The organism is Paramagnetospirillum marisnigri, assembly GCF_001650715.1.
Taxonomy (GTDB): domain Bacteria; phylum Pseudomonadota; class Alphaproteobacteria; order Rhodospirillales; family Magnetospirillaceae; genus Phaeospirillum; species Phaeospirillum marisnigri.
Map to the genome: position 1 here is coordinate 75,848 of NZ_LWQT01000028.1, position 14,251 is coordinate 90,098.

At 65.5% G+C, this 14,251-nt stretch carries 12 protein-coding genes; 9 read left to right on the forward strand and 3 right to left on the reverse strand.

The window, feature by feature from the left end; genetic code table 11:
- Positions 1–29: 29 nt before the first annotated feature.
- A complete protein-coding gene (locus tag A6A04_RS01980) occupies positions 30–1,058 on the reverse strand; it encodes a DNA-binding response regulator (protein ID WP_082914622.1) in 1,029 nt (342 codons plus the stop codon).
- 109 nt (positions 1,059–1,167) lie between these two features.
- Between A6A04_RS01980 and A6A04_RS01985 the strand changes: the two genes are divergently transcribed.
- Positions 1,168–2,424, forward strand: a complete 1,257-nt coding sequence (locus A6A04_RS01985) for a glycosyltransferase family 4 protein (protein ID WP_068489574.1) — start codon at positions 1,168–1,170, stop codon at positions 2,422–2,424.
- A 27-nt stretch (positions 2,425–2,451) separates the two neighbouring features.
- On the opposite strand, the gene A6A04_RS01990 is transcribed toward A6A04_RS01985, so the two are convergent.
- The gene (locus A6A04_RS01990) at positions 2,452–4,263 is read right to left on the reverse strand and encodes an ABC transporter ATP-binding protein (RefSeq protein WP_216636072.1); all 1,812 of its coding nucleotides are present in this window, start codon (positions 4,261–4,263) and stop codon (positions 2,452–2,454) included.
- A 121-nt stretch (positions 4,264–4,384) separates the two neighbouring features.
- On the opposite strand from A6A04_RS01990, the gene A6A04_RS23365 reads away from it, so the two are divergent.
- The 8 genes from A6A04_RS23365 (at position 4,385) to A6A04_RS02025 (ending at position 12,146) form a co-directional block, all read left to right on the forward strand.
- Complete coding sequence (locus A6A04_RS23365) at positions 4,385–4,513, forward strand: hypothetical protein (protein WP_281196633.1); 129 nt, start codon at positions 4,385–4,387, stop codon at positions 4,511–4,513.
- Between the two features lie 101 nt (positions 4,514–4,614).
- Entirely contained in the window at positions 4,615–5,082 is a 468-nt protein-coding gene (locus tag A6A04_RS01995) for an invasion associated locus B family protein (protein ID WP_068489576.1), read from the forward strand.
- Between the two features lie 6 nt (positions 5,083–5,088).
- Positions 5,089–5,883 carry a methyltransferase, TIGR04325 family gene (locus A6A04_RS02000; protein WP_068489577.1) on the forward strand — a complete coding sequence of 265 codons (795 nt, stop codon included), beginning with the start codon at positions 5,089–5,091 and terminating at the stop codon, positions 5,881–5,883.
- An 8-nt stretch (positions 5,884–5,891) separates the two neighbouring features.
- Entirely contained in the window at positions 5,892–7,889 is a 1,998-nt protein-coding gene (locus tag A6A04_RS02005; RefSeq protein WP_068489578.1) for an O-linked N-acetylglucosamine transferase, SPINDLY family protein, read from the forward strand.
- A gap of 36 nt (positions 7,890–7,925) precedes the next feature.
- Complete coding sequence (locus tag A6A04_RS02010; RefSeq protein ID WP_082914625.1) at positions 7,926–8,363, forward strand: sugar 3,4-ketoisomerase; 438 nt, start codon at positions 7,926–7,928, stop codon at positions 8,361–8,363.
- Position 8,364: 1 nt separating this feature from the next.
- A complete protein-coding gene (locus tag A6A04_RS02015) occupies positions 8,365–9,309 on the forward strand; it encodes an NAD-dependent epimerase/dehydratase family protein (protein WP_068489579.1) in 945 nt (314 codons plus the stop codon).
- On the forward strand, positions 9,309–10,355 hold the full coding sequence (gene rfbB / locus A6A04_RS02020) for a dTDP-glucose 4,6-dehydratase (protein ID WP_068489580.1): 1,047 nt from the start codon (positions 9,309–9,311) through the stop codon (positions 10,353–10,355). Before A6A04_RS02015 ends, rfbB begins: the two co-directional genes overlap by 1 nt.
- Positions 10,356–10,367: 12 nt before the next feature.
- The gene (locus A6A04_RS02025; RefSeq protein WP_068489581.1) at positions 10,368–12,146 is read left to right on the forward strand and encodes an O-linked N-acetylglucosamine transferase, SPINDLY family protein; all 1,779 of its coding nucleotides are present in this window, start codon (positions 10,368–10,370) and stop codon (positions 12,144–12,146) included.
- Between the two features lie 31 nt (positions 12,147–12,177).
- Here A6A04_RS02025 and A6A04_RS02030 read toward each other — a convergent pair whose 3' ends face one another.
- Complete coding sequence (locus A6A04_RS02030) at positions 12,178–14,250, reverse strand: O-linked N-acetylglucosamine transferase, SPINDLY family protein (RefSeq protein ID WP_068489582.1); 2,073 nt, start codon at positions 14,248–14,250, stop codon at positions 12,178–12,180.
- Position 14,251 lies beyond the last annotated feature (1 nt).

Here is a 14,251-nt window from a genome sequence, read left to right on the forward strand (position 1 = left end):
TGGCTGTTTCCTTATCGCCATCCTGGAATTCAAGCCCGGTCCAGGGCACTCCCGTTTGGGAGGGTGCCATGTGGAAGGGTGACGGGCAGGCTGAGGATCAGGCGGACCAGTTCCGCCTGACGCGACTTTCCGGTCTTGCCGAAAATCTGCTTCAGATAGCCCCGCGCCGTTCCGACCGTGATGCCCTGGGCGCCTGCGGCCTCTTCCAGCGCCAGTCCCTCGGCGAGGGCGTGGGCGAGGCGGGCCTCGGCCAGGGTCAGGTCCAGCAGCCGCGCCAGATTTTCCGCCGGGGGAATGGGGTGGTCCTCGGGGTCGCTGATATAGAGTGCCACCTTGCCGCCGTCGCTTGCGTCCAGGGCGGTAACCGCCACCGACAGTGGCCCGGCCTTGACCCGGCCCAGCGCCATGACACCGCCTTCGCCATCCTTGATGGCGGAGGCGATCAGGGCATGCAGACGCGCGGTCTCGGGCGGGGTGGTGGCGCGACAGACCTTGCGGGCGCCGAGGATGACGCCGTCTTCCTGGGCGCACAGGGCGCCGCCGCGACGGTTCATGAACAGGACCCGGCTTTCGGCATCCACCACCAGAACCGCCACCGGCAACCGGTCCAGGGCGGTTTCACCGATGCCAGCGGCGGCCGGGGCCGTGGGCGGCGGTGTCTTGGCGGCCAGGGCGGCCTCGATCCCCTCCACCAGCAGGAAGGAGGGGCAGGGTTTGGTGAAGAAGCGGAAAATCTCCGCCTGGTTGATCGCGTCGATGGCGGTCCGCAGGTCGGCGGTGCCGGTCAGGACGATGAAACTGGCGGTGGATTTGGTCTTGCGCATGGCGCTGAGCGTCTGGATGCCGTTGAGGCCTGGCATTTTCATATCGGTGATCACCACATCGGTGGGCCGGGCGGCGAACGAGGCCACCGCCGCCAGGGGATCGGAGATGAACTCCATCTCCCAGCGATCCTCGTGGCGCCGCAACGACCGGCGCAGGGCATCCAGCACCCGCACCTCGTCATCCACGAACATGATCCTGGCCTTCCTGCTCACCCGATCGGTCTTTCTATCCATGTCGACATATAACCAAGGTAAGCATGCCGGGCCGATCACTCAATGATTGTCTTGCAAATATACGGCTCATTGGGATGACGCCGTCCGTGGTTTGGGGTAGGAAAGGGGCATGCGCATCTTGTTCCTGACCGAGAATTTCCCGCCAGAAACCAATGCCGCCGCCACGCGGGTGTCGGAACGCGCCCTGTATTGGGTCCGCGCCGGGCATCAGGTGACGGTGCTGACCTGCGCCCCCAATTTCCCAGGCGGCAAGCTGTTCGAGGGCTGGGAGAACCGCTGGCGGCAGGTAAGCGAGCTCAACGGCATCCGGGTGGTGCGGGTGAAGACCTATATCGCCCCCAACGAGGGCTTCGCCAAGCGCATCCTGGATTTCGTCTCCTTCATGGTCACCGCCTTCGTCGCCGGGCTGTTCGAGGCCAAGCCAGACGTGGTGGTCTCCACCAGCCCGCAATTCTTCGCCGCCGTGGGCGGCTGGGCGCTGGCGGGCGTGCGCCGCGTGCCCTTCGTGTTCGAACTGGGCGATCTGTGGCCGCGCTCCATCACCGCCGTGGGCGCCATGAAGGACAGTCTGGTCATCCGCTGGCTGGAGAAGCTGGAACTGTTCCTCTATCGCCGCTCGGCGGCGGTGGTGGCCCTGACCCGGGCGTTCAAGGACGATTTGATCCGACGCGGCATCCCGGCGGCCAAGATCGCGGTGGTGATCAACGGCGTCGACCTGCCGCGCTACGCGCCCCGGCCGCGTGACGCGGAGCTGGCGGCCCAGTGGGGGCTGACCGATGCCTTCGTCATCGGCTATGTGGGCACCCATGGCATGGCCCATGGGCTGATCAACGTGCTGGACGCCGCCGAACGCCTGAAGGATGCGCCGCGCGTCAAATTCCTGCTGGTGGGTTCCGGGGCCGAACGGCAGATGCTGATGGACGAGGCGAAGCGGCGCGGCCTCGACAATGTGGTGTTCGGCCCGCCCCAGCCCAAGGAAATGATGCCGCGCGTCTGGTCGGTCTGCGACGTGGCGCTGGTGCATCTGAAGGATTCCCCCGCCTTCGCCGAGGTGATCCCGTCCAAGATCTTCGAGGCCATGGGCATGGGCCTGCCGCTGCTGCTGGTGGCGCCCCGGGGCGAGGCCTCGCACATCATCGAGGCGGACAAGGCCGGGCTGTTCGTGCCCGCCGCCGATCCGCAAGGGCTGGCGGATGCGGCGCGGCGGCTGGAATCCGACGAGGTCCTGCGCCGGGGCTTGGCGGCGGCCAGTCTGGCTGCGGCGCCGCTGCACACCCGCGAGCGCCAGGCCGAGCTGTTCATCCAGGCCCTGGAACTGGTGGTGGCGGGCCAGGGGCCGCAGCGGGCCGGAACCGTCGAGGGGTAGGCTCTTTCAAGCACATCAAATGCCGGATCAGGTTTCCGGCAGAAACCCTCCCGCCTGATGCCGCCACAGGCTGGCATAGCGGCCGTTCAGCGCCAGCAGGGCGTCGTGGCTGCCCTCTTCCAGAATCCTGCCGCCCTCCAGGTAAAGAATGCGGTCCATGCGGCTGATGGTGGAGAGCCGGTGGGCGATGGCGATGACGGTGCGGCCCTCGAACAACTGCCACAGCGCCTCGCGGATATGGGCCTCGGTCTCGGAATCCAGCGCCGAGGTGGCCTCGTCCAGGATCAGGATGCGGGAATCCTTCAGCAGGGCGCGGGCGATGGCGACACGTTGGCGCTCGCCGCCCGACAGTTGGATGCCGTGCTCGCCCACCAGACTGTCATAGCCCTCGGGCCGCCTCGTGATGAAGCCGTGGCAATGGGCCTGGGTCGAGGCGGCGCGGATGGCTTCCGGTCCGGCATCCAGCCGGGCATAGCCGATATTCTCGGCGATGGAGCGGTGGAACAGACCCGGCTGCTGCGGCACCTCGGCCACCGCCTCGTTCAGGGACAGGCGGGTGACGGCGGCGATGTCCTGGCCGTCGATGACGATGCGGCCCGACTGGGGCTGGTAGTGGCGCTGGATCAGGCGGACCAGGGTGCTCTTGCCCGCGCCTGACGGTCCCACCAGCCCGATCTTCTCGCCGGGCCTGACGCGGAAGGACAGGTCGTCGAACACCGGGTTGCCGTCCAGATGGCGGAACGAGACATGCTCGAAGCCGATGGCTCCCTCGCTGACCTCCAGCCGCCGGGCCTCGGCGGCGTCGACGATGGCATGGGGCGACAAGATGCTGTCCAGCGCGCTGTCCAGCACTCCCAGCTCCTCCAGGAATTCCAGCATGCGCGCCGCCAGCCCCCAGATATTGTTGAACAGGATGGCCGACAGCGAGACCACCATCACCGTCTCGCCCACCACCATGCGGCCCAGCACTGTCTCGCGCACCGCCAGGGCGATCATGACGATCTGGAACAGGACCAGCGCGGTATACAGCACCGCCCACATCAGGGTCAGGAACCAGCGCAGCCGGATGGAGGCGTCGCGCTCGCCCAGCACGGCGCGGGCCACCTGCAGGCATTCATGGGGGGCGCGGGCGAAGGACAGCACCACATCGGCATTGCCGATCACATCGACCATGGTGCCGGTGGAGGCCGACATCTGATTGGAGAATTCGCGCGACAGGGCCAGGCAGCGGCGCGACAGCATCACCGCCGCCGCCACGAAGGCGATGGTCCATCCCAGCATCACCGCCGCGAACTGGGGATGGTCGTGGCCGACCACGAAGAATCCGATCACCACTACCGCCACCACCCGGACCATTTCGTTGAAGGCCACCGACAGCAGGGCGGCGGTGCTTTGGCCCGCCTGCTTGACCTTCTGGGCCAGCCGCCCGGCGAAATTGCGGTGGAAGTATTCCGGCGAATGCTCGATCAGATAGGAGAACAGGCAGGTCTGGACCTCGTAGCGCAGTTGCGGCGAGGTATGGATGTCAATGATCTCGCGCACGCGGTTGAAGGTGGCGGAAATCACCCAGGCCCCGGCCACCAGCCCGAACGGCGTCCAGACCGCCGGTGTCCAGGGATCGGACAGATCGCCGAGGCGGAGCGCCTCCACCAAATCGCGCAGGAACAACGGTTCCAGCGTCATCAGGCCGATGCCGCCCAGGGTGCCAAGCACCAGCGCCACGATGCGCCAGCGAAAGCGCGACAGCAGGAAACGGGCCAGGAAGGCCAGGGCCGTGCGGGGGATATGGCCGCCGTTGAAGTCGCGGTAGTGAAGAAAGGGCGGGACGGGCATGGTCATAGGCCGCACCATAGACCGGGATGAGGGGATTTCCAACTCGGCCACGGGAGGTGACGGGGAATTGCGGCGTGGAAGCGGACCTGTCATAACAGCTGCAATCTGAACGGGACTGGAGGCGACAATGGCGCGCTTCGCAAGGATTGCCATGGTGCTGCTGGTGACCATGGGATTGGCCGCCTGCGGCAATTGCTCGGCGGCGGGAAGCAATTCCGGCAGTTATGGTCGCTGTGGCATCGGCATGGGATTTTGACCGGCCTTGCCGGTCGTTGGTGGCTTGGGCATACTCCCCCCCGGCTTTTCAAGGGCAAGAGGACAGGAAAAATGCGATTGGATTGGATGAGAGGCGTTGTGATGGCCGCCGCCCTGGCCTTTGGCCTGTTTGCCGGTGGCGTGGCCGAGGCAGCCCCCAAGGACGGTCAGAAGTTCGGTGACTGGGTTGCCCGGTGTGGCAAGTCGAAGGATTCAGAATGCATTCTTAATCAGATCCAGACTGTGGATGGCGGTGTCCGGCTGCTGGAGATTGCCTTCGGGCGTATCGGCTCTAAGGGTGAGTTCGGCGTGTCGACCATTGTTCCGTTGGGCACGTTTCTTCCCGCCAACATCTTGATGGCCGTGGATGGCAAGGAATACACCCTGACTCTGATCAAGTGCCTGCAAAACGGCTGCATGGCTGTTGCTCCACTCGATAACGCCACCATTGAGGCATTGCGCAAGTCCAAGCAGATTGTTATCGGCCTAATGCAGGAAGTGGGGCGCAAATCGGTGTCTATCGCCGTGTCGCCGATCGGTCTTGCCGATGGCCTTGCCGCGATAAAGTAAGGGGCCATGACCGCGCTAGGTTTCAATATCTGGGAAGGTATCTTCCCGGACTTCGCCGCCGCTCCCGCCGCCGACGCGGTATTGGGCGGGGGCGAGGGCGCCTTCGAGGGTGAGGAATGGCTGGGCAAGATGGCGGCCCGAGGTGAGGCATCCCTGGCGGCTTTGCGCTCGGGCGGCAGCATTCCGACCGCCGCCCTCAGTCGGGAATACCCGCTGGCGGTGGTGGCGGGGCTGACTCCCGTGGGAGATGGTCCCTTGCGGATCGTCGATTTCGGCGGCGGCCTCGCCAATTCCTATGCCGGAGTCCGGGCCGCCTTGGTCACAGGGCGGGCGCTGGAATTCCATTGCGTCGAGAACACATCCGTCTGCGAGTTGGGGCGGCGGGTCTTCGCCGATGTCGCCGACCTGTTCTTTCACGACGATCTTGACGAGGTTCCGGTCAGGGCGGACATCGTCCATGCCGGAAGCGCGCTCCAGTATATCGAGGACTGGCGCGGTATGCTGGCGCGTCTGCTGCGGTTCGGGCCGCGCTATCTGGTGCTGTCCGACCTGCCCGCCGGTGATATTCCCACCTTCGCCTCGGTTCAGGTCTATTACCAGCGGCGCATGCGCCACTGGTTCTGGAATCTGGGCGAGGTTCTGGATGTCCTGAAAGGGCTTGGTTGCGAGGTTGTCTTCCGCAGCCGCTACGAGGGTGTGTATCTGGGCAAGCCCGGTCCCTATCCCATGGATAATTTTCCGCCGGAATGCCGTCTGGGCTTTTCCAGCAACATCGTCGCCACCTACGCGTCCTCGAGCTGAGGCCCGCCATGACCGTCGACGAGGCGCTGGAGCAGGCCATCCTGCTTCATCTGGCGGGACGGTTGGTCGAGGCCGAGGTGCTGTACCGGGCCATCGTGCAGGCGGTGCCCGATCACGGAGACGCCAATTACCATCTGGGTCTGATTGCCCTTGATCGCGGGCATGGCGAGGACGCCGTCGGCCTGATGCGCCAGGCGGTGGCGGGGAATGATGGCATGGCCCGCTTCCATTTCGGCCTCGGCAACGCCTTGATGGAAACAGGGCGGCGCCAGGAGGCGGAAGCCAGTTATCGCGAAGCCCTGGTGCTGGAACCAGAATACGCGGACGCCTGGTACAATCTGGCGGTGCTGCTGCGGGATCGCGGCAACCTGGCGGAGGCGGTGGTAGGGTTCGAGCGTGCTGTCGCCCTGACTCCAGGTTTTTGTGCCGCTTACAATAATCTCGGCATCGTCCTGACCCGGTTGGGGCGGACGGACGAGGCGATCGAAGTCTTGCGCCGGGCGCGTGCAGCCTTTCCCGGAGCGGTGGAACTGATCTTGAATCTTGGTGCCGCCCTGCTTGAGACGGGCGACCTGGATGGCGCCATCAGTCATTTCCAGCAGGCATTGGAATTGAATCCGGATTCCGCCGACGGGCACAACAATCTGGGGCTGGTCTTGAAGGATGTCGGCCGGGCCGAGGAAGCCATGGTCCATCTGCTCCGGGCGCAGGAGCTTATGCCGGATTCGGTATCGGCCTTCCGTAACCTGCTGCTGGCCATCACCTATCAGCCAGACTGGACGCCGGAGCAGCGTTTCGCCGAGAATCGGCGGTTCGAGGCACTTTACGCCGCCCCGCTCTATCCCTCGGCGGTGCGTTTCGATAATGATCGCGATCCCGGTCGGCGGCTCAGGATCGGCTATTTGTCGTCGGATTTGCGGACCCATCCGGTGGCGTTCAATCTGCTGCCGATGATCGAAGTCCATGATCCCGACCAGGTGGAACTGTGCTTCTACGCCGAGGTTGTGGCGCCCGATGCCCTGTCGGAGCGTTTCATGGCCCGGGCCGCGCTTTGGCGCTCGACGGTGGGATTGGATGATGCTGCGGTGGCCGAGCAGATTCGAGCTGATCGGGTGGACGTGCTGGTGATCCTGGCCGGGCGGTTCGACAAGAACCGGCCTCTGGTGGCGGCCTTGCGCCCGGCCCCCGTCCAGATCAGCTATTGGGATGCCGCCACCAGCGGCATGACGGCCATGGACGCCTTCATCACCGACCGGGTGCAGACGCCCCGGCGCGGCACCGAACTGTTCACGGAACGGCCCATCCGTCTGCCCAGTCTCTATATCCGCTATCCCATGGACAACGCGCCGCCGGTGGCGCCGCCCCCCATGCTGGACAATGACTATCCCACCCTGGGCAGCTTCAACAATCCGGCCAAGCTGAGCGACGCCACCCTGGCCCTGTGGGCACGGCTGATGGAGGCGCTGCCCACGGCGCGGCTGCGCCTGAAATACAAGGGCTGGTTCGGCAGCGAGGCCGTGGCGGGCCGGGTCACTGCGGCCATGGCCGCGCACGGCATCGACCTGGGCCGTATCGACATGCGGGGGGGGATGGACGATGCCCAGTCCCATCTGGCGGGCTATGGCGGTCTGGACCTTGCCCTCGATCCCTTCCCCTTCAACGGCGCCACCACCACATTCGAGGCGCTGTGGATGGGGGTGCCGGTGATGACGCTGCTGGGCGATACCTTCATGAGCCGCTGGAGCGCCTCCATGCTGACCACCCTGAAGCTGGACGGGGAGCTGGTGGCGGCCACACCCGACGACTATGTGGACAAATGCGTCCGGCTGCTGGCTGATCCGGCGCGGCTGGCCGATCTGCGCGCCGGGCTGCGCCAAAGGATCGCGGCCTCCCCCATGTGCGATGGCCGTCTGAAAGCCCGCCAGATGGAGCGGGTCTACCGCGCCCTGTGGCGGCGCTGGCTAAGGCAGAGCTGTCCTGATGACACTCTGGTCATAACCGGGTAAACAGGCGGGGCAACCGCCACTGGCAGGACCGATGCCATGACCGACACTTTTCCCACGCTGCCCCGTCTCGCCGATCTGCGGCTGGTAACCCTGCCGGTGATGGGCGATCTCGGCGGCGACTGGCTGGCGGTGATGGAGGACAGCCGGGTGGGCATGGCGATCCGGCGGGTCTTCACCGTCCATGCCGACCAGCCGACCCATCGCGGCGAGCACGCCCACAGACGGTGCAACCAGGTCCTGGTCTGCCAGATCGGCCGGATCGAGGTCATCTGCGACGACGGCACCGACAAGTCGGTGACGGTTCTGGACACGCCGGGCAAGGGATTGTTCATCCCCGCCGGGATCTGGGCGGCCCAGGATTACGATGCCGAGTCCCTCTTGACGGTGCTGTGCGACCAGCCCTACGACGAGTCGGACTATTTCCGGAATTACGAGGATTTCCTGGCCTATCGCGCCCAGGGGAAAGGGGAATAACATGCGTTTCGTCGTCACCGGCGGCCTGGGCCATATCGGCTCGCGCCTGATCCGCACCCTGCCGCAGCGCTTTCCCGGCGCCGAGGTGGTCATCATCGACAGCCTGGCGACCCAGCGCTATCCCTCGCTGTTCAATCTGCCGGGCGAGGGCCGCTACCGCTTCGTCGAGGCCGACGCCACCACCTGCGAGTTGGAGCCGCTGCTGGCGGGCGCCGACGCGGTCATCAATCTGGCCGCCATCACCGATGCGGCGGGCAGCTTCGGCAACCGCGAGAAGGTGGAGCGCGAGAATTACGGCATCACCGAGCGCGTTGCCCTGGCCTGCGTCAAGGTGGGCGCGCCCTTGATCACCGCCTCGTCCACCAGCGTCTACGGCACCCAGAAAAGCCGGGTGGACGAGGATTGCGACGCCTCCGACCTGGCGCCGCAAAGCCCCTATGCCGAGACCAAGCTGCGGGAAGAGGCGCTGGTGATGCGGCTGGCGGCGGAACAGGGGCTGAAGGCCACCATCTTCCGCTTCGGCACCATTTTCGGCGTCTCGCCCGGCATGCGCTTCCACACCGCCGTCAACAAGTTCTGCTGGCAGGCGGTGCTGGGCCAGAAGGTCACGGTCTGGCGCACCGCCTATGACCAGATGCGGCCCTATCTCGACCTGGGCGACGCGGTGGAGGCGGTGGCCTTTACCATCGAGCGCCGGATGTTCGACGCTCGCGTCTACAACGTGGTCACCTCCAACCACACCGTGCGCGACGTGGTCGACGCCATCCGCGCCCATGTGCCGGACCTGGATGTCACCTTCGTGGACGAGAAGATCATGAACCAGTTGTCCTACGAGGTGGACAACACCCGCATGCTGGCGGCCGGTTTCACCTTCAAGGGCGACCTGAAGACCGCCCTGGCCGAGACCATCGCCTTGCTGCGCAACATGAACAACGGAGCGAAGTGATGCGGGCGCTGGTCACCGGCGGCGCCGGTTTCATCGGCTCCACCCTGGTCCGCCAGTTGATGGCGGAAACCGACGGGACGGTGCTGACGGTGGACAAGCTGACCTATGCCGGTCGGCTGGAGAATCTGGACGGCGTGCTGGACGACCCCCGCCATGCCTTCGCCAAGGAGGACATCGCCGACCGCGCCGCCATGACCCGGCTGTTTTCCGAGTTCAAGCCGGATATGGTGTTCCATCTGGCCGCCGAGTCCCATGTGGACCGCTCCATCGACAGCGCGGGCGAATTCATCACCACCAATATCGTCGGCACCTTCGTGCTGCTGGAATGCGCCCTGGCCCATTACCGGGGGCTGGAGGGCACGGCGAAGGAGCGGTTCCGCTTCGTCCATGTCTCCACCGACGAGGTCTATGGCTCGCTCGAGCCCGGCGACATGTTCCGCGAGACCTCGCCTTATCAGCCGAACTCGCCCTATGCCGCCTCCAAGGCCTCGGCCGACCTGCTGGTGCGGGCCTGGGTCAAGACCCACGGCCTGCCCTGCGTCATCACCAACTGCTCCAACAATTACGGCCCGCGCCAGTATCCGGAAAAGCTGATCCCGCTGACCATCTTGAACATGGCCGAGGGCAAGCCGATTCCCATCTATGGCGATGGCGGTCAGATCCGCGACTGGCTGCATGTGGAGGACCATGCCCGGGCGCTGCGCCTGATCGGCGAGAAGGGCCGCGTCGGCGAGACCTATTGCATCGGCGGCGAGGCGGAATCCACCAATATGGATCTGGTCCTCACCCTGTGCGCCGCCTTCGATGAGCTGAAGCCCAATGTGGCCTGGGCGCCGCACAAATCGCTGATCACCCATGTCAAGGACCGGCCCGGCCACGACCGCCGCTATGCCACCGACATCACCAAGCTGAAGACCGAACTGGGCTGGGCGCCCCGCTGGACGCTGAAGGATGGGCTGGCCGCCACCATCCGCTGGTATCTCGACAACACCGCCTGGCGCGAGGCCATCGACGCCGAGGCCCGCGCCCGGCGCGGTACGGGTTGATCTGGGCACGAGATGGCTACCGTCGGCGAAGCCCTCACCCAGGCCGCCCAATGTCAGGCCGAAGGATCGGCGGCCGAGGCGGAAATGCTTTACCGTGCCATCCTCGATCAGTTCCCCGATTTGCCCGAGGCGCTTAACGGCCTGGGAATAGCGCTGTTCGGGCAGGGAGAAAGGGCGGCCGGGGCCGCCCTGGTTCAAGCGGCCACGGCCAAGTCCCCGAGCGAGCCCGTCTTCCATTCCAATGCTGTGGAAATGTTGGTGGCGCTCAACCGTCCCTTGGAGGCGGCGTCGCACCTGGAACGGATCATTGCACTGCTGCCAGAACCGGCTCCCGACCTGATCGGCCGTCTAGGTCAGTTGCTGCTGGGCGATCCCACCCGAACCGACGAGGCTATCGCCATACTTGAGCGGGCTCTGGCCCTGGGTTGCGACGATGTCTACCTGTTCGCTGAACTGGCGGGTGTCTACAGTGAGGCGGGGCGATTCGAGGAATCCATCGCCACCTATCGCAAGGGCCTTGCCCGCCACCCGGATGCGGCGTGGATGTTCAGCAACATGCTGGTGACCATCATGATGGTCAGCACATATTCGGCCCGGCAGGTTTTCGAGGCCCATCTGGAGTTTGGAGAGGCCTACGAGCCGCTTTTCCGAGGCCGGATCAAGCCGCACCGCAACTCCCCTGATCCGAATCGGGTATTGCGGATCGGTTATCTGTCACCGAATTTCCGCGGGCATATCCTGATGATGAATATCTTGCCCGTGCTGCGCGAACATGACCGTTCGAAGGTCTCCGTGCACGTTTTTGCGCATGTGCCCGAACCGGATTCCGTTACCCGCAAGGTCATGGAGGCTTGCGATGACTTCGTATTCATCCACAAGATGGATGATGATGCTGTCGCCGATCTAGTTCGCGAGCGGGAAATCGACATTCTGGTGCATCCGATGGGGCATTGGGCCGACAACCGCCTGCTAGTCTTCGCGCGAAAGCCAGCTCCCATTCAGGTGAACTACACCTGCAATTCGCCAACCATGGGCATGCGCAGCTTCGACTACATGTTCGTCGATCGTTGGCTGGATTTCGACGACAGCCTGCAGGAATTCGCGGTGGAGACACTCTATCGCTTGGAACACGGCTTCGTGACGACCGAATATGCCATTGCCCCCAGGATCGCCCCGCCGCCATGCCTGGAAAACGGTCATGTCACCTTTGGATCGTTCAACAATCCGGCCAAGCTTTCCGACAAGACGCTCACTCTGTGGACCCGGGTCATGGCAATGGTTCCAAATGCCCGGCTACTGATTAAAGGAGGAAAAATCGATACTCCGGGATTTGCTGACCACCTCCGGGCCAGGGTCGCCCGGTTCGGTATTGACCCGTCGCGTCTGAGTCTCCTCGGCCATATGGGATCCTACGAAGATCATCTGCTGGCCCATAATCAGGTCGACATTTTCCTTGATTCCTTGCCGTTCGGGGGCGGGCGAACCACCGAGGATGCTATCTGGATGGGATGCCCGGTGGTGACTCTGGTTGGACCGGAACTGCACGGCCGCAATACCGCCAACCGTCACCTGCGACTGGGCACGCCCGAACTGTGCGCCCATGGCGAGGACGACTATGTGGCCATCTGCGCAGCCCTGGCGGCCGATCCCGAGCGTCTCTCTTTCTACCGTGCCAATTTGCGCGACATCTGGCTGCGTTCCTCCTTGACCGACTACAGAACCCATGCCGACGATCTGGAACGTGCCTACCGCGACATCTGGCAACTCTGGTGCGCGGAGCAGCGTCCATGAGCGTCATGCATGCGACACGTGGCCGAACCAGTCAGGTCTGTCGGCGACAGGCCTGGCGCCACAGGCCGCGATAGGCCGCCTCGATATCGCCCACCACCAGCGGCCCGTCGCAGACCGGCGAGGACCGCAGGCGGGGGCGCAAGCTTTGGCGCAGATCGATCTGTCGCCCGCGATCGGCGGCCAACCGGGCGGCGATGGCCACATAGTCGGCGTCGTCCCTGGCCACCAGATCGGCCAGCCCGGCATTGCTCAGGATCGAGGCACCCGCCCGCTGCCAGGCATTGGGGCCGGGCAGGCTGATCACCGGCACACCCATCCACAGCGGGATCAGCACGGTGGTATTGCCGGAATGCAGCGGTGAATCCAGCACCGCCGTGACCCGGCCATAGAATCCCATGTTGCGGCCCCAGCCGCCGGGAATGCCCTCGATATCCACCCGCCCGGCCAGTTCGCCCAGGCGGCGGCGCCACAGTTCCGTCGCCTCGGGGTCATCGAACAGGTTGTGCTTGGCCAGGATGCGGGAGTCCGGCACCGCGTCCAGAAGCCGTGCCCACAGGGCGATGGTGCGGGCATCCAACCGGGCGGGATCGGCGACGCTGGCGAAGACGGTTCGTTCCGGCGGCTCCGGCGCTGGGTCGGGCCAGCGGGCATCGGGCAGGAAAGGGGCGATGATGCGTGGCAGCCGATGGACGGTCTCGGTAAACTCGGCCTCGCAGCCCATAGGGGTCAGGAAGGGATCGCCTAGCAGGGTGTCCATGGCATCCACCCCGGTGGTGGCGGAATAGCCGATCAGGGTGGCTACCTGGATCGGGGCGGGGCGGTGGGCGAAGGCGAACAGCCGGTTGTCGCTGGTATGGCCCGCCAGATCCACCAGGATGTCGATGCCATCGGCGCAGATAGCCTCGGCCAGGGCGGCATCGGTCAGCCCCGCCGTCCGTCGCCAGTGATCGGCCGAGGCCCGCATGCGCTGGCTGTGGGAATCTTCCACCACCACGTCGGAATAGCAGAAGACTTCGACCTGGCTCTTGTCGTGATGGGCCAGCAGCGGCTCGATATAGAAGGCGCAGGCATGCTGCCGAAAATCGCCCGAGACATAGCCGATGCGCAACCGCCGCTCGGGCTCCCATGATCGCGGCGCGGGGGCGAGCGGGGTGATGCCGATGGCCAAGCGGTTCCAGGCACGGGCCTCGGCCACCATGGCGGCGGCGGGAAGGTCCGGGACGTATTGCAGGCAGAACAGAAGCTTGCCGGTGACGCTGCTCAGGATATTGGCGGGCAGTCTCTGCGGCGTCGCCAAGGTACGGCGCAGGCGAAGGATGGCCTCGTCGACCCGCCCCAGGGCGGTCAGGGTGGTGGCGGCGCAATCGGCGATATAGACATTGCCCTCGGGAGCCAGCCTCTCGGCCGCGTCCACCATATTCTGGGCGGCCACGGCATGGCCCAGCCGGTGCTCGGCCTGGGCCCGCGCCAGCAGGGCGGCCAGATGGGGTGTCGTGCGTTCGGTGGCGCGCCGGGCCAGTGCCAGGGCCTCGTCGGCCTCGCCGCGATGCAGCAGGACCAGGGCCAGATTGGTCAGGGCACCGCCGTCATCGGGGGACAGGGTCAGGGCGTGACGCAGGATCGGTTCCGCCTCGGCATGGCGCCGTGCCTGGATCAACTGGCTGGACAGGGCGATCAAGGCGTCGACGGAGTCGGGCCGGTGGCGCAGCAAGGCGCCATAAGCCTCGATGGCGTCCTGGCCCCGCCCCAGTGCGACCAGGGCGTCGGCCCGGTTGGCGAGATCGTCGGAGGTTTCCTGGCCCAGGGCCGCCACGGCCTCGAGATGGACCAGGGCTGTGTCTGGCCGTGCGCATTGTACTGCCAGGAAGGCGCAGGCCCGGTGCATTCCCGCCTCGGCGGGTGCCAGGGCGACGGCTTGCTCGAAAGCGGCCAGGGCTTCGTCCAGGCGCTCCAACTCAGTCAGAACCTCGCCCTGGAACTGTCGTACCACCGGCTCGGCGGGAAGCAGTTCCGCCAGACGCGCCGCCCATCGCGCCGAGGCGGACAGGTCACCCGCTTGGCGGGCGGCGATGGCTTCAGCCATCACGTGCCGGGGATCATCCATG